Genomic DNA, 21,521 nt, shown 5'->3' on the forward strand with positions numbered 1-21,521 from the left:
CTCTGATGTTTTTTGTCAATAAAAAAATGAAAAAAGTCGGGCTTTTTATCAAATAGTGTACCCGACTTTTGACTAAACATACAATTTAGGAGCAGGAATGCCATCAATTGTTTTTGGTTTTATTAAGGTTGGAGAAAGAGTTGGATTCTTTTTTCTTTTTATTGGTTTTTCTTCTAGTGAGAAAGGTTGTGTCTGGTCTTTGTTTGCTTGAATCTCATAATGTTGAGTGTGCTGTCTGTCTGACTGAAGTTGATTATATTGTGTTTGTTCATGTGTTGGTGCGGAAGACGAATGACTTTCTGAATTCTCGTCAGAAATGGGAACTTGGGTCGACATTTGAGCTTCAGGTGATACAGTTGTATCCGAATTTGAATCACTACTTCTCATAAGTTTTAAAAGTGCCGGAGCATTTCGGATTAAAGGACCATATTGTTGAACCATCGGTAAAACTTGTTGACCTAAACCTAATACTTTTTGTGCGTTTGTAAGCATGGTTGTAAAGTTCATCCCCCCAGCTCCAGCAGCTTGAGAAAGACCTCCCATCATAGGGGCACTAGCAGCGTTGCTTCCCCCACCTAGGCCTCCAAGCCCGCCTAGAATTCTTGAGAGAAATCCTCCCCCTCCTCTTGCAGCTTGACTACCTAGCCCTGCCATTGCATTAGTAGGTCCTGCACCTTGCATCATGTTAGCAGCTTGTGACATACCTTGCATGGGGGCTTGCATTGGCATTGAACTAAATGGTGGTCCGAAAAATGGTTGCATAAAAACGTCTCCTTTCCTAGTTTCAGAAGAACTAAAAAGTGTACCTTACGTTATTTTTGGTAAGAATATAATAGACACTATAAATGAATGATTTTATCTCTTTATTAGTTATATGCAATCCGTAAGTATCCGGTGAAAGGAACAACTAATTAGCCATGATCCGACAAAGTATGATAAAATGAACTATTGCATAAAGGAATCGGAAGGAAGATGAGTAATTATATGAAAGCAGAAAATTTTAAGAGGTTTGAACTAAAGCCATTTCTTATTGAGGCTCTTAGTGGACAAGGATTTACATTACCGACAGATATCCAAGAACGTTTAATTCCAGCCATTCGTAATGGAAGAGATGTTATAGGGCAGTCGCAAACAGGAACAGGAAAAACATTATCGTTTTTACTTCCTATTTTAGACCGAATTGACTACACGAGACATGAAGTTCAAGCAGTAATAACTGCCCCAACTCGAGAACTAGCGGGACAACTATTTGATGAGTTAAAAAAGATCCTTGAATATTGTCCTGAAAATGAAACGATCCAAGCTAAATTACTAGTTGGTGGTACAGATCGCACACGTGCTATTGGAGGGCTTAAGAACCAACCTCATATTGTGGTTGGAACTGCTGGGCGAATAGCGGATCTTATCGATGATCAAGCACTTCAAGTTTACACGGCAAGTATGCTTGTTGTTGATGAAGCCGATCAAATGTTAGATATGGGGTTTATCGACGATGTTGATAAAGTAGCATCAAGAATGGCTGAAAAATTACAAATGATGGTTTTCTCTGCAACTATTCCTGAAAAACTACAACCATTTTTGAAGAAATACATGACGGATCCAAGACACGTACAAGTAGAACCTAAACATGTGACAGCTACCAAAATTGAACATCGTATTATCCCGCTTAGACATCGTGAAAAAATTAAGTTCGTTGTTGATATAGCAAAATCAATTAACCCTTATTTAGCTATTGTGTTTACAAATACAAAAGAACAAGCTGATGAAGTGGCTAACGCAATGAGTGAAGCTGGATTAAATGTTGAAAGACTTCATGGTGGGCTACAACCTAGACAGCGTAAGCAAGTAATGAAACTTGTGAAAGAAGTTAAAGTGCAATACTTAGTTGCAACTGATCTAGCGGCTAGAGGAATAGATGTAAAAGGGGTAACACACATCATTAATTACGGCTTACCTAAAGATTTAGATTTTTATATTCACAGAGTGGGAAGAACAGCTCGCGCTGGAATGGACGGGTTAGCCTTTACGATCTATGAAGCACATGATCAGCCAGCAATTGAAAAGCTATTAAAACGTGGAGTGAAATTTACTTACTACGATTTTAAACAGGGTGAGTGGGTCAAGTTGGACCGAGCTCCTCTTGGCGTTCCTGGTAAGAAAAAACCAGCAAAAACAACAGATGCGAAAGCAACTACTACGAAAAAACCAGAAGAACAAAAGCGTACTGGTGGAAAAGCGGTTGCCAAAGCGAGAAAAGTTAAACCAGCTTACAAAAAGAAAGCTCGCTTTAAACAAGCAAAAGAAGAACAAAGACAAAGACGAATTAAAAAGAAAAAGTAATGGATTGAATGTAAAAGGGGAGAGGAAACATGGCAATTAAATTAGGATCTCATGTATCTATGAATGGGAAAAAGATGCTTCTTGGAGCAAGTGAAGAAGCAACTTCTTACGGTGCTTCTACATTTATGATCTATACAGGTGCTCCTCAAAATACTAGACGTAAAGCAATTGAAGAATTAAACATTGAAGCTGGGTTGGACCACATGAAAGAAAACGGAATGTCTGATATTGTTGTTCATGCCCCGTATATTATCAATATTGCTAATACAACTAAGCCAGAGACATTTGAACTTGGTGTTAGGTTTCTAAGATCTGAAATAGAGAGAACAGAAGCATTAGGATCTAAACAAATCGTTCTACATCCAGGGGCCCATGTAGGTGCAGGAACCGAAGCGGGTATAAAGAAGATTATCGAAGGCTTGAATGAAGTATTTGAAGAGAAACGTGATGTGCAAATAGCGCTTGAAACAATGGCTGGAAAAGGATCAGAGTGTGGTAGAACATTTGAAGAGCTGGCAACCATTATTGACGGTGTAACACATAATGAAAGACTTTCTGTTTGCTTTGATACTTGTCATACTCATGATGCCGGCTATGATATTGTTTCTGATTTTGATGGAGTATTGGAGTCCTTTGATCGCTTAATCGGAATTGACAGATTAAAAGTACTTCATATTAATGACAGTAAAAATGAATGTGGTGCGGCTAAAGATAGACATGAAAATATTGGTTTTGGTCATATCGGGTTTAAAGCACTTCATTATATTGTCCATCACCCGCAATTAGCTCAGGTACCAAAAATTCTTGAAACTCCTTTTGTCGGAGAAGACAAAAAAAATAAGTTTGCTCCTTACAAACATGAGATCGAGATGCTAATTGCAGGGCAATTTGATGAAGACATTCGTAATAAAATGGTTCAATAAAAATAAGGCTGTTTCGTAAAAATTGTTGATTATAAAAGTTTTTCCTATAAGTAATAGGGTGCGCACTGGAACGAACATGTGAGGAACGTTAGACTTAAAACAACAAATGATACGAAACACTAGCCTATAAAAAGGGGTTATCACAAATCTATTTAGATCTGTGATAACCCCTTTTTTCTATGATATGCTTATAATTTATAGGTATTGACTAAATTGTTGTAATAGTTGTTGAATCACCGAAGATACATATGGATCTACTTCCGTCTGTAAACGGTGAATAATTCTATGCACTTGTGCTTGATTGGCAACATCAATTTGTTCTGTGCGCAAGATGGCAATGACTTTTTCAGCTTGATTGGCAGTAAGCTGAATGTTGTACTGAGTAGCAAGGTCCAATAAATCTTTGGTAGTAAGTGAATTCACCTTATTATTGACAAGTTGTTGCATAATAACATTCATGAAAAGCACCCCTTTTCTTGAGTTAACCATAGTGACAGTTTATGAAGCCCAAGAAGAAAATGTGCAGAAAAAAAAGGAACTGTAAAGGGAAGTAGCGAATTAAGGAGTGAGAAGTAAATCGTGAATTGTAAAAAAACGTAGAATCGATAGAAATAGAGGGGGTAGGTCTAATGGAGAAAAAGGACCTAAATCTAAATAAAACCCCAAAAGGGAGTTCGTTTATGGCGATGAAATCGACTAATAATCGAGAAATGGTTCAAACATCGACAAGAACGGATGAGAGAATGATTGAACATGATTTATTAATTGAAGAAATGGGGATTCCCTTTCTTGAAGTTGATGTTCATTTACATATTCTAAGATGGAACCAAGCTTTTCTAGAGTTAACAAATATAAAAGAAAATGAGTTACGAATGTTTACAATAAAAGAATTAGGAATGGAAGAAAAATGCTTTTTTGTTAGTTCAGAGCTTATAGAGAAAACCTTCCAATTAAAAAGTAAACAAGAAATTGATTTTGAAGAAGAGGAAAGGGTCTATCGAATAAAAGCTGTTCCTTCTTCTTTGACTGAGGTTGTTTATCTAATATTTGAAGATCGCTCCCTTCAAAAACAGTTTGAGAACCTTCTTACGTTTCATCACCAAATGGAAGCAGTATCTCATATAGCTGCAGGAGTAGCGCATGAATTAAGAAATCCTTTATCAGTGATTAAGGGATTTTTACAACTGGCTAAACTTACAAATGACCATAAAAAATATTATGATACCATTATGTCTGAATTAAATCGAATGAATGGAATTTTGGAGGATTTCTTATCCGTTTCGAGACGCAAAATGGACCGGAGATGGCAATCACCTGTTACGATTATGAATTCACTTATAGAGATAATAAAAGCAGAATGTCTCTTACACGATGTTGAATTCAAATTGGAATTAAGTGAAACAGACAAACAAGTATTTGTAAATGAGTCAATGGTCAAGCAAGTGATGTTAAATTTACTTCGTAATTCTGTCGAAGCTTATGGACAATCAAACAACAACAGAAAATTAACAATTGAAACGAAGATACACCAAGATGACTATATTATTGAAGTAAAAGATAATGGTAAGGGAATGCCAGAATCAATCTTAAGCCAATTGGGGAAACCTTTTTTTTACAACAAAATCAAGGGGAACTGGTATTGGTATTCCACTTTGTAAGAAGATCATTGAAGATCATGGAGGTAATTTTCAGATTATAAGTACATATAATATTGGAACGAGTGTTATTATCTCGCTTCCATTAGAATCAAAACGAGAGGGTAACCGAAGTCTGAATGACTAGTTGAACTAGCATTTCGATTTTGAGTTATGCTCTTTTTTTTACGAATGCACTCATTATTTACAAGAGAGTAAATTCAGACTATAATTAACCTTAAGATAAAAGTTTACTTAGGGAAACTTTTATTCCCTATATAAAGTTTTGCACCTTTTTACTGTAAGATCATAATATGTTGTATCTGTTTAGTAGAAGTGTCTCGGCAACTTCATCCAATAGTAGGAGACTAAGCTTGTTTTAATGAAGCATCTCTTCACAAAAGTAAGGAAACTTGAACTCAAAAAGTTGCACTGTGGCAAAACTAATGTGTTCAAAAGTTGGGAGGAAAAGTTAATGGTAGATGTATTAAAAGTTGAATCACTCTCTGTTTACTATGAAAAAAATCCCGCTGTTCAAGATATTAACTTTAATGTCCAGGAAGGAAACTTAATCGGAATTGTCGGTCCAAACGGAGCTGGTAAATCTACATTAATAAAAGCTATTTTAGGTTTAGAAAAGTCTTCTGGTTCAGTTTCGATATTTGGTCAAAAGGTAAATGATGTCAGAAAGCAAATTTCATATGTACCTCAGCGAAATCAGATTGATTGGGATTTTCCTGTTTTAGTGGAGGATGTCGTTTTAATGGGCCGCTTCACACATATCCCTTGGTATAAAAAAGCGAGCAAATTAGATCGAGAAATAGTAGTGGAGTCTCTTGAAAAGGTTGGAATGTTAGAATATCGCAAAAGACAAATTGGAGAATTATCAGGAGGACAACAGCAGCGTGTCTTCATTGCTAGAGCCTTAGCACAGCATGCAGATTTGTTTTTCTTAGACGAACCTTTTGTTGGTATTGATGTGACCTCAGAAGAAATTATTATTAATCTTCTTAGAGAGCTTCGTGACGAGGGGAAGACGGTTTTTGTTGTTCATCATGATTTAAGTAAAGTAGAACAGTACTTTGATCAGTTATTGTTAATTAACAAGGAATTAGTTGATTTTGGGTCAGTACATCAAGTCTATCAACCTGAGATTCTTGCGAAAACATATAAAGGAAGTATACAACTATTTGGTGCCAATGAAAATATAATGGTGGTGAGTGATTAATGAGTAACATTATGATGTTCATTGATCAAGTAGCGCGTTATGCGTACTTGCAGCAAGCTTTAGTTGCTGCAATTTTAGTCGGGATTATTTGTGGAGTTATTGGCTGTTTCATTATTTTAAGAGGAATGGCCTTAATGGGAGATGCGATCTCACATGCAGTATTACCTGGGGTCGTCATTGCATACATGTTAGGGGCGAGTTTCTTTATTGGCGCAACTATAACAGGGGTTTTGACCGCGTTAGCTATCGGTTATGTTTCTCAGAATAGTAGGATAAAAGATGATTCTGCGATAGGGATTATGTTTACGGCTGCCTTTGCGCTTGGGATCGTTCTTATTACTGGATTAAGAGGGACTGGGGTTGACCTATGGCATAGTTTTATTTGGAAATGTCTTAGCTGTTTCTAGAGGCGATTTGCATGTAACTTTGGGTATCGGTGTTTTTGTTTTACTGATGATTCTTCTTTTTTATCGCCCTTTGTTATTAAGTACATTTGATCCAGTTATGGCTAAAGCTACTGGTATTCCAGTAAAAATGATTCATTACTTACTAATGTTACTTCTTTCGCTAGTAACGGTAGCTTCGCTTAAAACAGTTGGAATTGTGCTTGTTGTAGCAATGTTAATCACGCCAGGAGCAACTGCTTATTTACTAACGGATAGGTTACCGGTAATGTTGTCATTATCGGCAATAATAGGGGTTCTCTCTGCTGTAATTGGAATGTTTTATTCTGTTGTATACGATGTTGCTTCCGGAGCTTCAATCGTATTAGTAGCATCTTTTTTCTTCGGATTGGCTTTCTTCTTCTCACCTAAGCAAGGAGTCATTACAAGAAAATGGCGTGCTAGAAATATATAGACGAAAAAACCTGGAGCATTTATTCTGCCTCAGGTTTTTTCAGATTCTATATATTATTCTTCGCTTTTTGTAAATCTAGCCGCAAGCTGATGAAACTTTAATTGACTTTGAACGGGTTGTTCATCTTCAGGCCGATTGACATATTGGTAGCTCCCATCCTCGAATTGCTCGCGTGTTTTCATGTTATCATCAAGGGTAATTTTAAGTATTTCTTTTATTCGCTTTTTATTCATTTTTGAAAGAATTGGAAAAAGAATTTCTATTCTTTTTTCCATGTTTCTAGTCATCCAATCGGCTGAAGATAAATATACCTTCTCACTTCCATCATGGTGAAAATAAAAAATTCTACTATGTTCTAAAAAACGATCAACTATACTAAATACGCGAATGTTCTCACTAACTCCTTTTATCTTCGGCCTTAAGCAACAAATACCTCGTACTATTAAGTCTATTTTCACACCTGCTTGCGAAGCTTCATAAAGCTTTAGAATGATTGGCTTGTCAGTAAGTGAATTCATTTTAGCAATAATGTGTCCATTTCCGTTTTTGGAATGAATTTCAATTTCCTCGTCAATTAATTGTAGAAACTTATTTCTAATTTCAAATGGAGCGATACTAAGGTGATGCCATATAGGTTTCTCACTATAGCCACTAAGGTAATTAAAAAAGTTAGTGGCGTCCACACCAAACTGCTCATTTGCGGTGAGATAGCCGATGTCCGTATATAACTTTGCAGTAGAATCATTGTAATTTCCAGTTCCTAAATGAACGAAACGTTGTATTTGATCGTCTACATGACGAACGATTAATGTAATTTTGCTATGTGTTTTTAAGCCAGTTATACCGTAAATAACATGAACACCAGACTTTTCCAATTTCTTTGCCCACTGAATGTTATTCTCTTCATCAAAGCGGGCTTTTAATTCAACTAGAACGGTTACTTGTTTTCCCTTTTCAGCAGCTAGCGCTAGAGCGTTTATAATGGGTGAATCGCCACTAACACGATAAAGTGTTTGCTTAATAGCTAAGACCTGAGGATCATTTGCGGCTTTAGCAATAAAATCAACGACTGGTTGAAAGGATTCATAAGGGTGATGAAGTATAATATCTTTTTCTAATATAGCTTGGAAAATATCATCATGGCCCGCTAAATCTTCGGCAGGTTGAGGAATAAGCGTTTCGTTGGCTAGGTGTTCATGGTCGTTAATTAGCTCATTATAAAGTTTAAAAAGGAAGGATAGATCTAGGGGACCATTAAAAGTATACACATCATTTGGGTGTAGCTCTAACACATCCAATAATAAATTTAAAACATTTTGATCCATTAAGCCTTCTTGCATTTCCAGACGAACTGCCGATCCCCATTTTCGCTTTTTCAATTCCTTTTCAATTTCAAGCAATAAATCACGTGCTCCTTCTTCATGAATCGTCATATCTGCATTCCTAGTGATTCGAAAAGGAGAAACAGATTTAACTGCAAAACCGTTAAATAGGTCGTTAATAAAGTAACCTATTACATTCTCAAGCAATATAAATTGTTGTTTATCTCCTTCTGTAGGAAGTTTAATAAAACGATTTAAAACAGCTGGTACCTGTACAATAGCGAGCTGTTCCTTTTCCTCCCAATTTCCTAACTTCTTCAAAATAACTGCGAGGTTTAAACTCTTATTTAAAAGCATAGGAAAAGGGCGATATGCATCAATTGCCATCGGAGTTAACACGGGAAAAATATAATTTTGAAATCGTTGCCTTAAAAATTCAATCTGTTTTACGGAACATTCCTCGACGTTCATGAACTGAAAGCCTTCGTGAAAGAGCATGGGAACAATAGTCTCTGAGTAAACAGTATCTTGTAAATGAACTAATTTATGATTTTTATCAGCAATGTGTTTCAATTGTTGTTTAGGAGTGAGGCCAGCCTTGTTTTCAGGTTTATTGTATCCCGCTTTTACTTGATCTTTTAACCCTGCAACACGTACCATGAAAAATTCATCTAAATTCGAACTGAATATAGCTAAGAATTTCAAGCGTTCCAAGATGGGATTTTTCTCATCAATGGCTTCTTCTAAAACTCGTTCATTAAAAGCTAACCAGCTCAATTCACGGTTGTTATAAAAGGTTGGGTTATTGAGATCAATGTGTTCAAGACGATCATAATTTATCTTCATTGTACTCAACCTTTCTGCTTGATTCATCCATTTCAGTTTAACAGCTCATTGTAAATTTTATGTTAAGATTTAATTTTAAGAACCTTATTTAGACGGCATGTACTGAAACTCAATCGTTTGTTTAATTGCCTTTTCAATTTGTTTTTTACTTTTGCTCGCTTGAATATTTTCAAAAAAAGGATCTTCCTTATAATAGAGAGGAATTAATATTTCACCACTCAGTTGTGTGACTTCACCCACTTTGCTGATTACTTTTCTTCGTGTCCGATCAAGTGAGTAAGCTAACTTCATAATAGAACCTAGGAATTCAAATAATTTTAACTCTTTCTTTTGGATCAATTGCTTAAAAGGTTCGGCGTAATGCATCATTAATGATTTTGACTTGAAAGATGAAATAAAGGCAACGGCCAGTCTTTCCTTATGAGATAAACCTTCTATTGTCATATTAGTTAGAAGATAGAAGGTATTTTGGCTACTTGCTTCACTACTAATCGATTCACCTATATACAATACTCTTGCACTGTAATTAAGCAGCTTTAAGGCTTCTTGTTCATCATGTGAAACTTGAGCATATGGAGCTAATTGTTTGTACAATTGAAGAGCTAAAGTTGAAATATGATTAGCATGATCGATTTGTACATGGTAACTATTAGTAATTTGATGAATACTTTCTTCAACGACGTTTGGGAATCGCTTTGTATCCATTTTCTCTAACAATGCTTCATAGAAGACTCCATCTCTAAGTCCTTTCCGACTCATAATAAAAGTATTTGCTTCTACATATGAGACGAGAGAAGAAATAACTTCAGCAGCTGGGATAATGATTTCTACTCTGTCTTTAGATAATCCATCAAGTAATAAGCGCTGTTCAATAGTTGACTGTTGTAACATTGTATTAATAGTAGAAAGATCTTCATTTCCCATTTCATATTGATGAATTCCTGCGAGAGGGTAATCGCTTTGGCGCTGATGGATGAGAGCAAGGTTTCTAGCGCTACCACCTATGCCGATAATAGGATAATCTTCTCTCCCTTTTAGCCAACTAAGGGTTTGAAGTTGTTGATTTATGTATTTTTTTAATTCTGAGATAGCGGCAGGGGCTTGTCCCTCTGAAAAAAACTGTTGCTGTAAGGTGATAGCTCCAAACGGAAAGCTGTGAAAATGTTTTAACTCACGATCAGTAAATAACGTAACTTCAGTACTACCACCACCAATGTCAATTGTAATCCCATTTTGAATAGATGTAGAATTGATGACAGCAAGGTATCCATAAAAGGCTTCCTCGTATTCACTCAAAATACGAATGCTAAGACCCAGTCGATCTTGAACCAGTTTAGCAATGTCCTTTTGATTTTGAGCTTTTCGCATAGCGGCTGTTGCAATGATGGTGACGTCATCTATCTGATGATAATCAAGTACTTCTTTAAAACGTTGAAGGGTTTCAAGAATCAGTGATATACCAGCTTCTTGAAGAACACCATCATCATTTATAAATGTACTAAGCCTAGCAACTGTTTTAAAATTATAAAGTTCTTGATAACGCCCGTTATTATCTATTTCATTAATGACTAATCGAAATGAGTTTGAGCCCATATCAATGATTGCGTAATGTTTTCTAATCATAGTAACCAACCACCTCATTCTTTGAATGTTAAACCTGATTATACCAAATACATGAAGTAGTTCTCAAAGGTAGACAGAATTTAAATAACCATTATAATAGAAAGGAATGTTATAAATCGTAATTGTTCTTATAAGTAGGTTCTTTAGCAAGGATTGTTGTTGTTCCTTGACATAGCAGTGGAACAAAGAACAAGTGCTTAAAAAAGTGCAATGTACCATATACGAAAACAACTTAAATGGGAAGGAGAGTTGACAATGAAAGTTTCTATCCAAACAGATGCCGTGGAAATAGAAAATGTCTCATTCTATTATGGAAATCAACAAATTCTTGAAAATATATCACTACAAATTCCGAAAGGATCTTTTTTAGGTTTAGTGGGTCCAAATGGTTCTGGAAAATCAACATTAATTAAATTAGTTCTCGGTTTATTAGAACCTCAACAAGGAGAAATTCGTTTATTTGGAGAGAAAACGTCTAAATTTCGTCAGTGGGAAAAAATAGGGTTTGTATCTCAAAAAGCAAATAGTTTTAACACGGGTTTCCCCGCAACCGTTTTTGAAGTTGTTTCAATGGGGTTGTACGGCAAAGTAGGATTATTTCGTTTTTTGAATAGGAAACATAAACAATTGGTAAGGGACGCCATTACACAAGTGGGAATGGAAGAATTTATTAACAAAAATATTGGTGAATTATCGGGAGGACAACAGCAACGTGTTTTTATTGCTCGTGCATTAGTAAGTGAACCCGAGTTGTTAATCCTTGATGAACCAACAGTTGGAGTCGATGCAAAGAGTGTTCGACAATTTTATGATATGCTTGATCATTTGAACAAAGAGAAAGGAATAACTCTTGTCATGGTCACACATGACATTGGAGCTATGACTGATCATGTAACCGATGTGGCATGTTTAAACAAAACTCTTCATTTCCACGGAAATACAGCAGATTTCGAAGCAAACCAAGATTTGTCGACATTCTATGGCCACGATGTTCATTTATTGACTCATAATCATAGCCATGGAGGACATTAATTGATGTTGGATGCTTTTTTTCGATATGAATTTCTTCAAAATGCATTTTATACAGGTGTACTAATCGGTTTACTAGCGCCAACATTAGGGGTTTTTCTAGTTGTAAGAAGACTTTCTCTAATTGCCGATGCACTATCTCATATTACTTTATCAGGAATCGCAGCTAGCTTGCTACTTGGTAAATATATTGTGTTTTTCCAAACACTTAACCCTCTATACATGGGGTTAATTTTTTCAGTTGGTGGATCATTGTTAATAGAGCAGCTAAGAAGTGTTTATAAGTTCTATAAAGAAATCGCCATACCGATCATTTTATCCGGAGGAATAGGGATTGGGGTTGTATTTATCTCGCTTGCTGATGGATTTAATAATGATTTGTTTCATTACTTATTTGGAAGTGTAATGGCTGTTAGTAAATCTGATTTATGGACTATTAGTACAATTACAGTGATTGTATTAGGGGTTTTAATATTGCTTTACAAAGAATTATTCTTCTTATCATTCGATGAAGAACAAGCAGTTGTATCAGGAATTAATAGAAGGTTAATTAATTTTATTTTTATTGTAATGGTTGCATTAGTGATAGCATCCTCGATGAGGGTGGTAGGAATACTTCTTGTTTCATCACTTATGACCCTTCCAGTTGCTGCATCAATGAGAGTGGCAGTTGGTTTTAAGCAAATGTTTATCTACTCTATAATCTTTGGAGAAATAGCAGTAATTGGTGGTTTAATCTCTGCATTTTATTTTGACCTCGCACCAGGTGGAATGATTGTCATGATTGCTGTATTAATTTTAGTCATAACAATTTATATTCAAAAGATGATCAATTATCTAGGTCGCGGGAAAAGAAATCAACTAGTTATTAGAAAACATGAAAGTTAGGAGCCTCAGAAAGAATGGGATTATTAGCTCAATTAACCTTTATTGAAAGAGGCGTTATGGCAGGAATAATTATTGGTATTATTGCCCCGATTGTAGGAGCATTTTTGCTAGTTCGTCGAGTGTCGATTATCTCAGAGTCCATTTCTCACATTACGTTAGCTGGTATATCAGCAGGTGTTTTTATTGGAACAGTAGGTTCAAGGTTTGAAATAGTAAATCCAATGTATGTGGGTGTTTTGTTCGCATTAATTGGTGCTTTAATTACAGAGAAGTTAAGGGACGAATATAAACACTTTCAGGAACTAGCGATTCCGATTATTTTATCAAGTGCTGTTGGATTAAGTGCTATTTTCATTTCATTAGCCAGAACAGGATATAATGAATGGTATGCGTATTTATTTGGTAGCATTGTCAGTGTAACAGTAAGTGATTTACAATTCATCTTAATAACTGCTGTATTTGTTTTGCTTATTATCTCTGCTTTTTACAAAGAATTTATTGCTATCTCGTTTGATCAAGAATATGCAAAAGTCTCTGGTTTACCATTAAAATTGGCAAACTTCATGTTTGCCTTATTAATAGCATTAGTAATATCTATGTCGATGAAGGTAGTCGGAATTTTATTAGTAGGGGCACTTGTTGTTATTCCAGTTGCTACTAGCATTCAAGTAGCTAAAAGTTTTAAACAGTTAATTGGATATGGGATTGCCTTTGCTCAGTTGGCTCTAATGTTAGGAATGTATTTTTCTTATCACTTTGCAATAGCTACTGGTGGTATGATAGTTATAATGAATTTATTCTTGTTAGTTATGGTTTTAACTTTTAAGAAATTAAAACCGTAGCGGACTGGAGGGTGAACATGAATGTTAATCAAGCAATGGAACTGTTAAAGGAAAAGGGATACAAGCATACTGGCAAGAGAGAGGATATGTTGCATTTATTTGCAGATGAAAAACGTTATTTGTCAGCAAAAGATGTATTAGAGCACTTGCAATCTGAGTATCCCGGAATGAGTTTCGATACGATATATCGGAACTTATCCTTATTTACAGATCTAAACATTCTAGAAGAAACAGAATTAGAAGGGGAAAAGCGATTTCGCTTTAGTTGTTCAACATCTAAGCATCATCACCATTTGATATGTCTAGATTGTGGTAAAACAAAACACATTGAAAAATGTCCCATGGATTCAATTCGTGAGCAATTTCCTGATTTTGAAGTAACAGGTCATAAATTTGAAATATACGGAAAATGCCAAGAATGTGCACCTAATTAAAAGGCTAAGAAAGTAAGCCTTTTAATTGTCACTTTTGTAAACGTTTACAATTTTCTATAAAGAGTATATAATAGACCATATAAGAAAAAGAGAAAGAATCGTTCTATATACGGGGTGGAATCTATGCAGAGTGACGTTGAAATTCTTTGTAAAGATGTTGAGTTAAAACTGAATCGAACTTTAAATCAGAAAGAAGAAGAAATCATTAAATGGATGCTGTTTAAACAGGATGAAATTCAAAAGGAAAACTAATTTAAGTACTGTTTAAATGGATTCCAGAATTTGATTAGAATGATATGTGTACAATGTCTAATCCTAGCAGTAGGAGGGGATGACATTATGGCTAATCCATTGGTAAAATGTAATGTAGCAAATTGTACGTTCTGGGGTGAAGGAAATAAGTGTCAAGCGGATTCGATACTTGTTGAAATTGATTCGCATGCTAATCGTGACTATAACATGGAGGCAGGAACTGAGCCTTATGAAGCTTCAGAACATAAAGATGCTGCCGACACGATTAAGGAAACGTGCTGTCATACCTTCCAGCCTAAAGAATAATAATTTTAGACCCGCTAGCTAATATAGCGGGTCTTTTTCGACGTTAATTTTCAGAATTCTGTAACCATTGATCAACAAGCCTTGGCATCTTTCCAATTTTGAGCTCTAATTACGTTGTCTGGAATAGTTAAACGGTTATACGGGGTGTCCATTAATATGACAGGAATATTGAACTCTTCCGCAATAGCAACGGCATTATCATGCTTGTCTTCAAAGAAAATATCTAATTGGTGTTCCCGAATAGCCTCAATTTTATCATGCTTGCCAACTAGTTCAATATGATCAAATGGAATGGAATTTGTTTTGAACCAATCAGTAGTTATGTCAGCTAAATGATTTCTTCTTGCTGTAATATAAATTAAATCGTGAGATTGATTCCATTCATGTAATGTATTTTCAACATGAGGAGCTAGCTCTGCTTCTTGGTAAATAGTTCCTTCATAATGCCCCATCCATTCCCAAAACTGTTCTTCAGATATATTTAAAACCGTTGTTAAATCGTAAACAGTTAGATCGTCCAATGTTAATGATTTTTTAAAGTGTTGATTTAAATAAGGAATAAAAGTGCTTGGACACGTAATGGTACCATCGATATCGAGCCCCATTCTTCTTTTTATAGACATACCTTTCACCTCATATATTAACTTCTTTCCTCCTAACATTACACGAAAAGTGAAACTCGGTCTAGTCGACCTGACCTTCCCTGAAAATGAAAAGATTAACACCGATAATTATGAGGTCATGCGTCATACTAAGAAATGTTCCCCGAAACAAAGAAAGTGAGGGATTCATATGACAGACCGAAGATATCCAGATGATGAACCAATTAGGTTAGTTGATGAAGATGACCGCTCGTTAACATTGGTTAACAATCATGTTGATGGTGTTGATGAGAACGGGAGAAGCGATACCCGTGATCTAGAGTTAACAGATGAAGAAAGAGAAAGAGAACCTGTTATTACTAACTTCCAAGAAGAAACAGCTGTGGAATATGGAGTTATGAATGACAGAGTTGAGAGAGATGAAACAGCAATGGCAAATCAAGACGATGTCACCGCTGGACGTGGTGTAGGTACGTTTGCGATTGTTCTATCAATTCTTTCCCTATTCTTCTTACCGATATTACTTGGAGCAGCAGGGATTGTCGTAGGTTTTGTTTCACGTCGCAATGGCTCTACAGCATTAGGTAATTGGGCAATTGGTATTGGTGCAATTTCAATTCTGATGACCGTCTTTTTCTCTCCTTTTTTCTAGATAAAAAAGGGGCGGGGAACATAAAAAGCACCAGCTCATGCTGGTGCTTAATTTTATGCTTTTTCTAATTCACGTTGCTTCTTAAAATGTTCTTCCGCAATTTTATCAATTTCTATCTTTAATTCCTCGACCATCGTTTCCTCAGGAACTTTTCTAACAATTTCACCTTTCATGAAAAGAAGACCTTCTCCACGAGCTCCAGCAATTCCGATATCTGCTTCTCTTGCTTCACCAGGACCATTAACTGCACAGCCGAGAACAGCTACTTTAATTGGGGCCTTTATTTTGGAAATATAATCTTCTATTTCATTTGCGATGCTAATAAGATCAATTTCTATTCGACCGCAAGTCGGACAAGAAATAAGAGTAGCTGCATTTGAAGCTAGGCCGAATGATTTAAGCAATTCACGCGCCACTTTTACTTCTTCAACAGGATCAGCACTTAGAGAGATCCGAACAGTATTCCCAATTCCCATATTAAGAATTGCCCCTAAGCCAGCTGCGCTCTTAATGGTACCCGCAAATAATGTACCAGACTCGGTAATTCCTAAATGAAGAGGGTAATCAAACGCTTTAGCTGCTTTTTCATAAGCTTCGATGGCTAAATTAACATCTGAAGCTTTCATTGACACAATAATGTCATGAAAGTCTAAATCCTCAAGAATTTTAATATGGTGTAGAGCACTTTCAACCATACCATCCGCAGTTGGATATCCATACTTTTCTAGGATTCTTTTTTCAAGTGAGCCAGCATTTACTCCAATTCGAATTGGAATTCCCTTTTCTTTAGCTGCTTTAACTACAGCTTCAACTTTATGACGTTTACCGATATTGCCTGGGTTGATTCGGATCTTATCAGCTCCACCTTCAATTGCTTTTAAGGCAAGCTTATAGTCAAAGTGGATATCGACTACAAGAGGAATATTAATTTGAGCTTTAATATCAGCTATTGCTTCTGCAGCGCGCATATCAGGGCATGCTACACGAACTACTTGACATCCTGCTTCTTCAAGTCGCTTGATTTCTGCGACGGTCGCTTCTACATCATGTGTTTTGGTCGTTGTCATACTTTGGACAACAACTTCATTGTTTCCGCCGATCGTCAAATTACCAACCTTGACTGGTCGAGTTTTTGTACGATGTGTTAATTCGGTCATGGACCAATCGCTCCTTTATGTTCGAAGATAACTCTTCAGTAATCTCACGCAAGAGATTCGTCTTCATTTTACCAATGACAGTAATTGTTTGGCAAGGATAAAGTAGTGAACAAGACTCAACTTCAGTTTTGCTTAATGATAAACAGGGAAAAGGTAGGCTTTACCAATTTGAATCTCTTCTGGCTTAGTTCCTCCGTTTAATTCTTGAAAATCAAACACAATCTCTTGGATCGAGGCTGGTATTGGCCCTTCATGTAAATGCTCAACAATGGAAAGTACCGTATGACCAGGCTCGACTGTTACTTCTTGAAAAGGATCGAACGGAACCGAGGCGTTAATTTCTTCAGTCACAATCTCAGTCTCTGTTTCTTCAATTGTTGTAACTTCAACTTCTGTTAATCCGTTGGGTAAAGTACCAATTGTAAGATCATAATAAACACTATATAAAATAACGAGGATGATGAAAATCGTTCCAATACGTTTCATTTGGCTTGTCCCCCTTAAAAGTAGAGTTATACATTTAAAGTGTATGCTTTTCTTAAAGTTATATGACTAAAAACAGGAAATTATTTCTACGACTTGTTTAGGAGTGGATATTATGAGTGGTCGTTCAACATATATTTTATTTATAATTGGGATTTTACCGATCATTATGGTCGTAGGGAATTCCTTGTTTATACCATTATTACCACAGATGCAATTAGACATGGGATTAACAACAGTTCAAGGCGGATGGCTTTTAACCGGCTTCTCCATTCCTGCTGCCTTACTTGTTCCTGTTGGGGGAATTGTGTCAGACAGGATAGGGAGAAGGAAAGTTGCACTTGTGGCTTTACCGATATTTATGTTAGGTTGCGTCATTTCCATGTTTGCTGGTATGAGAGCAAGTACAATTAGTTCAGAAGTATTTCAACTTATGATGGTTGGAAGAATCCTACAAGGGGTGGGGGCAGGAGGAGTAACCCCTCTTGCAATGGCGTTTATTTCAGATATTTATGAAGGCGAACAGAGAAATCGGGCTTTAGGAAGTATAGAGGTATTTAACGGAGTTGGAAAAGTGATAAGTCCGATCATTGGTGGTTTTGTGTTAGCCTTGTCTTGGTCTTATAGCTTTGTTATACTTCTTGCCATTTCAATATTTGCATTTTTGGGTATTCTATCCTTTCAATTACCTCAATCAGTAAAAGAAGGAAAAGCACTTAAAAAAAGAAAAATGATGGATATTTTTCAAAAGCAATGGCGTTGGATTATTCCCATTTTTTCTTGTGGAGCAATCGGAATGTTTTTATTGTTTGGTTATTTATTTTACTTTGCCTATTTGTTAGAAACAACAACGATTTCTTCTGTTTTAATTGGTTTTCTTTTAGCGATCCCTGTGTTGATGCTTGCTATCGGATCTTCGTTAACAGCGAAAAAATTAGTTGGAAATGAAGAACAATATAAAAAAGCGATCATTATAGGATTTATATTGATGATTATAGGCTCTTTTTTAATAATTGGCTTTACAATTCATGTGTATTTATTTCTGTTTTGTTTAATGGTTTTCGCGAGTGGTTTCGGAATTTTACTGCCAGCAGCAAATGCTGCTTTAGCCTCGATCGTTCAAAAAGAAGAGAGAGGAACCGTTTTTTCTTTGTATTCTATGTTAAGATTTTTAGGGGTTGCGTTAGGACCGTTATTTTTTGGGATTTGGATGATAGATATCGAACAGATGGCTTTTACAGCTTTATTTTTTATAAGTATAAACGGAGTCATTATCCTTTATAGTTGGCGTTGTTTGCCAATTGGAAGAGAATGCGTTGCTACTGAAATGTCACGATTCTAATAAAATAGAGACTAAAGTCCCTTTAAAAAAATGCAGAAAAGGTGTTTCTTATTTAAGAGAGCATTCGTTATATAAAGGTTATTGAACCTAGGAATTTGCTCGGTCAAAAAAGGAGAAGATGAAAATGAAATTGTGGATGAAAAAACTATTGACGCTTACTTTAGTGTTTTCGCTCGTTTTACCAATGCTTGTTGTTGCAGACGCAGCTCCTGGAGATGTTGTTATCACATTGGGAGAAAATTTATCTGAATCACAAAAACAAAGTTTATTATCTGAAATGGGAGCAGCTTCAGACGACCAGATCATTTATGTCACAAACGAAGAAGAACACCACTACCTTGGGAATTATATTAGTGCAGCTCGTATTGGGACAAGAGCACTTTCTTCCTCAAAGATTACACTTAGAGAATCGGGAGCTGGCCTAACTGTTGAAACAAATAATATTGACTGGGTCGCAGAAGAAATGTATGCAAATGCTTTGATTACTGCTGGAGTGGAAGATGCTGATATCTATGTTACAGCGCCCTTTAACGTATCAGGGACTGCTGCTTTAACTGGTTTAATTAAAGCCTATGAGATTGCAATGGAAATTGAAATACCAGAAGAACAAAAACAAATTGCTAATGAAGAAATGGTTCGAACTGGGGAATTAAGCGAATCAATCGGTGTTGAAGAAGCAACAGAATTAATGAATCGTATTAAAGAGGAAATTGCTAATAATCCAGTTGAAACAGAAGACGATTTGAGAGAGTTAATTAGACGTGTGGCTCAGGAATTAGGCATTACTTTGACTGATGAGGAGCTAAATGGGCTTGTGTCGTTATTTATGAGAATGAAAGATCTTAATATTGATTGGAATCAAGTTCAAGATCAAATAACTAAAGTACGTGATAACCTTGGTGATTTCTTAAATCGTGAGGATACACAAGGCTTTATTAGAAACTTCCTCGATTTAATTAACCGACTTATTGATTCACTTCGTGGGCTATTTAGTTCATAATAAGAGAGGATATTCCTCTCTTTTTTTGTTGCATGTGTTTTCGTAATTGTTGCTGGGATATGTGGTTTTTTCCTTTTACAGTGATCTCAATATTAGCTTTCACTTCTCTAGCCTAGTTATCAAAAACAACATAGTATGCGAAAATAGCTTATTGAAACAAAAATAAAACAGTAAATGTTTGGTGAAAGCTGAAACCAATCTTTTAGATTAAACGTATTCATACAAAGGAGGTTTGATTTATGGAGTGGTTAGATTCTGCAACTATAGGGTTTGTCGTTGTGTTTTTAGGAACCTTGTTTTTAATTGGAGAACTACTCGTTCGAGCAAAGGGACTATTTGCCATCTTAGGTGTTGCTATTATGGCTATGTATTTTTCCTATCACCTTTCAGGAGATGTAGGACTTTGGGTAGTAATTTTATATATGGTAGGTATGGCACTTATTGTAATTGACGGCAAGGTTATTACTGATGGAACAGTAGCATTGCTTGGTGTGATTTTAATGATAATTGGTTTAGCAGTTCCAGCACCAAATCTTATTTATGGTGTTTTAGTATCTATGGGATTTTTAGTAGGAGGATTTTCTTCTGCACTATTTTTAAAAGTTTTTCCTTCTAGGAATTTATGGGCTAAGATGACCTTGAAAGATCGGTTAACCGGAGATATTGGTTATAATTCGATAAATGAGCGTTACCATGAACTTGTTGGTAAGCAAGGAAGAACAATAAGCTCATTTAGACCAACTGGAACAATTGAAGTGGACGGAGAACAATATAGTGCGACAAGTGGTAGTTCTTGGCTTGAAGCAAACATGGATATTGTTGTGACGTCAGTAGATGGAACTAGAATATTAGTGAAGAAATTAGAAGATGATGAAAAGAGCGAGTAAACCTTTTTGGGTTAACTCGCTCTTTTTTTGGGAATAGGGATTGACTTTATTGCCAAGAAAACAAGAACTAAGGTTGATAAAACAAACAAACTAAACGGAACAGAAAGTATTAACGTATCAATCCAATAAAGTGAAATGAGGGGTAGCGTAAGCGCATGTGCGGTTATCGACCAAAAATGACGATATTGTAAAGATCTTCGCTCTCCCTTAATAAGGAACCCGAAAAGAGCCAAGATGGAAATGCCTAAATAAACTAACCCTGCTAGTCCTACATAGATAAGTGCTGAGATGATAAGTAATAAAAAAGGCAAAAATGATTGAAGATCAGAAATTCGTTTTGATAGATCATCTTTTGTGAATTCATGTAAACCCATTAACGTGTAAGAAATCGAGTGGACGTGACCATTTGAGATAAAAAGAATATTTTGTTGTTGAAAAGCTGTAGCATCTTTTAATAAAACTAATTCTTGTTCCGTATAACGATTGTCGGGATCAATTAACATAAATCCGTCATTAAATTCTGTCTTATAGACCTCTGCTGAGCCGTCTAGTTTAAGTTCACCATTAACAAATTCAAAGAAAGGCAGATCTTCAGTTAACAGATTATTTAGCCTTTCTACCCCAGTCCATGTTGTACTAGTGAAGGTTAAGAAGTAAGGTATGCTTGCGACGAAGACAATGAAAAGAACGAATCCAATCGTAGTAGTGATTGGTCTAAATCGACTCTGAGCTATTGTCTTCTTATTGTATAAACTTTGTATGAACCATTTCCAAAAATTCAAGGTAAATCCCCTCTTTCATCCTAGCTTATTTTAACTAAGAAAACCTATAAATGCTATTGTCAAATTTTAAAACAAGCAAAGAAAAATGTCT

The 21,521-nt window shown here is 35.8% G+C and carries 23 protein-coding genes and 1 pseudogene; 16 read left to right on the forward strand and 8 right to left on the reverse strand.

Annotated features, from left to right (window positions below):
* Positions 1 to 72: 72 nt before the first annotated feature.
* Complete coding sequence (gene vrrA / locus JCM9157_RS23180) at positions 73 to 762, reverse strand: VrrA/YqfQ family protein (RefSeq protein WP_052012889.1); 690 nt, start codon at positions 760 to 762, stop codon at positions 73 to 75.
* Between the two features lie 222 nt (positions 763 to 984).
* Between vrrA and JCM9157_RS01970 the strand changes: the two genes are divergently transcribed.
* Positions 985 to 2,340: a DEAD/DEAH box helicase gene (locus tag JCM9157_RS01970; RefSeq protein WP_035661531.1), complete on the forward strand. Its 1,356-nt coding sequence runs from the start codon at positions 985 to 987 to the stop codon at positions 2,338 to 2,340.
* A 29-nt stretch (positions 2,341 to 2,369) separates the two neighbouring features.
* Entirely contained in the window at positions 2,370 to 3,263 is an 894-nt protein-coding gene (locus JCM9157_RS01975) for a deoxyribonuclease IV (protein WP_035661533.1), read from the forward strand.
* A gap of 195 nt (positions 3,264 to 3,458) precedes the next feature.
* Here the strand turns inward: JCM9157_RS01975 and JCM9157_RS01980 are convergent, their stop codons facing one another.
* Entirely contained in the window at positions 3,459 to 3,722 is a 264-nt protein-coding gene (locus JCM9157_RS01980; RefSeq protein ID WP_035661535.1) for a DUF2624 family protein, read from the reverse strand.
* 170 nt (positions 3,723 to 3,892) lie between these two features.
* Between JCM9157_RS01980 and JCM9157_RS25600 the strand changes: the two genes are divergently transcribed.
* The 4 genes and pseudogenes from JCM9157_RS25600 to JCM9157_RS01995 all read left to right on the forward strand — a co-directional run bounded on the left by JCM9157_RS25600 (position 3,893) and on the right by JCM9157_RS01995 (position 6,983).
* Positions 3,893 to 4,921 (forward strand): two-component system sensor histidine kinase NtrB, encoded by a 1,029-nt coding sequence (locus JCM9157_RS25600; RefSeq protein WP_052012890.1) that lies wholly within the window; start codon positions 3,893 to 3,895, stop codon positions 4,919 to 4,921.
* Positions 4,922 to 4,928: 7 nt separating this feature from the next.
* Complete coding sequence (locus JCM9157_RS25605) at positions 4,929 to 5,045, forward strand: hypothetical protein (RefSeq protein ID WP_268870910.1); 117 nt, start codon at positions 4,929 to 4,931, stop codon at positions 5,043 to 5,045.
* A gap of 327 nt (positions 5,046 to 5,372) precedes the next feature.
* Positions 5,373 to 6,125 carry a metal ABC transporter ATP-binding protein gene (locus tag JCM9157_RS01990; protein WP_035661538.1) on the forward strand — a complete coding sequence of 251 codons (753 nt, stop codon included), beginning with the start codon at positions 5,373 to 5,375 and terminating at the stop codon, positions 6,123 to 6,125.
* Positions 6,125 to 6,983: pseudogene (locus tag JCM9157_RS01995) on the forward strand (metal ABC transporter permease). Before JCM9157_RS01990 ends, JCM9157_RS01995 begins: the two are co-directional and overlap by 1 nt.
* Before the next feature lie 53 nt (positions 6,984 to 7,036).
* Here JCM9157_RS01995 and JCM9157_RS02000 read toward each other — a convergent pair.
* Together JCM9157_RS02000 and ppx are read right to left on the reverse strand one after the other, a co-directional pair.
* Positions 7,037 to 9,151 (reverse strand): RNA degradosome polyphosphate kinase, encoded by a 2,115-nt coding sequence (locus tag JCM9157_RS02000; RefSeq protein ID WP_035661541.1) that lies wholly within the window; start codon positions 9,149 to 9,151, stop codon positions 7,037 to 7,039.
* A gap of 84 nt (positions 9,152 to 9,235) precedes the next feature.
* Complete coding sequence (gene ppx / locus JCM9157_RS02005; RefSeq protein ID WP_035661544.1) at positions 9,236 to 10,774, reverse strand: exopolyphosphatase; 1,539 nt, start codon at positions 10,772 to 10,774, stop codon at positions 9,236 to 9,238.
* A 255-nt stretch (positions 10,775 to 11,029) separates the two neighbouring features.
* On the opposite strand from ppx, the gene JCM9157_RS02010 reads away from it, so the two are divergent.
* The 6 genes from JCM9157_RS02010 (at position 11,030) to JCM9157_RS02030 (ending at position 14,525) form a co-directional block, all read left to right on the forward strand.
* Positions 11,030 to 11,806: a metal ABC transporter ATP-binding protein gene (locus JCM9157_RS02010; RefSeq protein ID WP_173401242.1), complete on the forward strand. Its 777-nt coding sequence runs from the start codon at positions 11,030 to 11,032 to the stop codon at positions 11,804 to 11,806.
* A 3-nt stretch (positions 11,807 to 11,809) separates the two neighbouring features.
* Positions 11,810 to 12,691, forward strand: a complete 882-nt coding sequence (locus JCM9157_RS02015) for a metal ABC transporter permease (protein WP_035661821.1) — start codon at positions 11,810 to 11,812, stop codon at positions 12,689 to 12,691.
* 14 nt (positions 12,692 to 12,705) lie between these two features.
* Positions 12,706 to 13,533, forward strand: coding sequence for a metal ABC transporter permease (locus tag JCM9157_RS02020; protein WP_035661546.1), 828 nt, complete (start codon positions 12,706 to 12,708; stop codon positions 13,531 to 13,533).
* 17 nt (positions 13,534 to 13,550) lie between these two features.
* A complete protein-coding gene (locus JCM9157_RS02025) occupies positions 13,551 to 13,967 on the forward strand; it encodes a Fur family transcriptional regulator (protein WP_035661549.1) in 417 nt (138 codons plus the stop codon).
* Between the two features lie 123 nt (positions 13,968 to 14,090).
* Positions 14,091 to 14,219 (forward strand): hypothetical protein, encoded by a 129-nt coding sequence (locus JCM9157_RS25610; protein ID WP_268870908.1) that lies wholly within the window; start codon positions 14,091 to 14,093, stop codon positions 14,217 to 14,219.
* An 87-nt stretch (positions 14,220 to 14,306) separates the two neighbouring features.
* Positions 14,307 to 14,525, forward strand: a complete 219-nt coding sequence (locus tag JCM9157_RS02030) for a DUF1540 domain-containing protein (RefSeq protein ID WP_035661552.1) — start codon at positions 14,307 to 14,309, stop codon at positions 14,523 to 14,525.
* 71 nt (positions 14,526 to 14,596) lie between these two features.
* On the opposite strand, the gene JCM9157_RS02035 is transcribed toward JCM9157_RS02030, so the two are convergent.
* Positions 14,597 to 15,148, reverse strand: coding sequence for a nucleotidase (locus JCM9157_RS02035; RefSeq protein WP_035661554.1), 552 nt, complete (start codon positions 15,146 to 15,148; stop codon positions 14,597 to 14,599).
* Positions 15,149 to 15,317: 169 nt separating this feature from the next.
* Here JCM9157_RS02035 and JCM9157_RS02040 point away from each other — a divergent pair, with 169 nt between their 5' ends.
* Positions 15,318 to 15,779: a DUF4190 domain-containing protein gene (locus JCM9157_RS02040; protein WP_035661556.1), complete on the forward strand. Its 462-nt coding sequence runs from the start codon at positions 15,318 to 15,320 to the stop codon at positions 15,777 to 15,779.
* Between the two features lie 53 nt (positions 15,780 to 15,832).
* Here JCM9157_RS02040 and ispG read toward each other — a convergent pair whose 3' ends face one another.
* Positions 15,833 to 16,936 carry a flavodoxin-dependent (E)-4-hydroxy-3-methylbut-2-enyl-diphosphate synthase gene (ispG, locus tag JCM9157_RS02045; RefSeq protein ID WP_035661558.1) on the reverse strand — a complete coding sequence of 368 codons (1,104 nt, stop codon included), beginning with the start codon at positions 16,934 to 16,936 and terminating at the stop codon, positions 15,833 to 15,835.
* A gap of 132 nt (positions 16,937 to 17,068) precedes the next feature.
* Positions 17,069 to 17,422 (reverse strand): protein YqfZ, encoded by a 354-nt coding sequence (yqfZ, locus tag JCM9157_RS02050; RefSeq protein WP_035661560.1) that lies wholly within the window; start codon positions 17,420 to 17,422, stop codon positions 17,069 to 17,071.
* Positions 17,423 to 17,534: 112 nt separating this feature from the next.
* On the opposite strand from yqfZ, the gene JCM9157_RS02055 reads away from it, so the two are divergent.
* The 3 genes from JCM9157_RS02055 to JCM9157_RS02065 all read left to right on the forward strand — a co-directional run bounded on the left by JCM9157_RS02055 (position 17,535) and on the right by JCM9157_RS02065 (position 20,648).
* On the forward strand, positions 17,535 to 18,761 hold the full coding sequence (locus tag JCM9157_RS02055) for an MFS transporter (RefSeq protein WP_035661562.1): 1,227 nt from the start codon (positions 17,535 to 17,537) through the stop codon (positions 18,759 to 18,761).
* Positions 18,762 to 18,885: 124 nt separating this feature from the next.
* Positions 18,886 to 19,761 carry a DUF1002 domain-containing protein gene (locus JCM9157_RS02060; protein ID WP_035661565.1) on the forward strand — a complete coding sequence of 292 codons (876 nt, stop codon included), beginning with the start codon at positions 18,886 to 18,888 and terminating at the stop codon, positions 19,759 to 19,761.
* Positions 19,762 to 20,000: 239 nt separating this feature from the next.
* Positions 20,001 to 20,648, forward strand: a complete 648-nt coding sequence (locus tag JCM9157_RS02065) for an NfeD family protein (RefSeq protein WP_035661567.1) — start codon at positions 20,001 to 20,003, stop codon at positions 20,646 to 20,648.
* A gap of 11 nt (positions 20,649 to 20,659) precedes the next feature.
* On the opposite strand, the gene JCM9157_RS02070 is transcribed toward JCM9157_RS02065, so the two are convergent.
* Positions 20,660 to 21,430, reverse strand: a complete 771-nt coding sequence (locus JCM9157_RS02070; RefSeq protein WP_035661570.1) for a DUF1189 domain-containing protein — start codon at positions 21,428 to 21,430, stop codon at positions 20,660 to 20,662.
* Between the last annotated feature and the right edge of the window lie 91 nt (positions 21,431 to 21,521).

The organism is Halalkalibacter akibai JCM 9157, assembly GCF_000513135.1.
In the GTDB taxonomy this organism is placed as follows: domain Bacteria; phylum Bacillota; class Bacilli; order Bacillales; family Bacillaceae_D; genus Halalkalibacter; species Halalkalibacter akibai.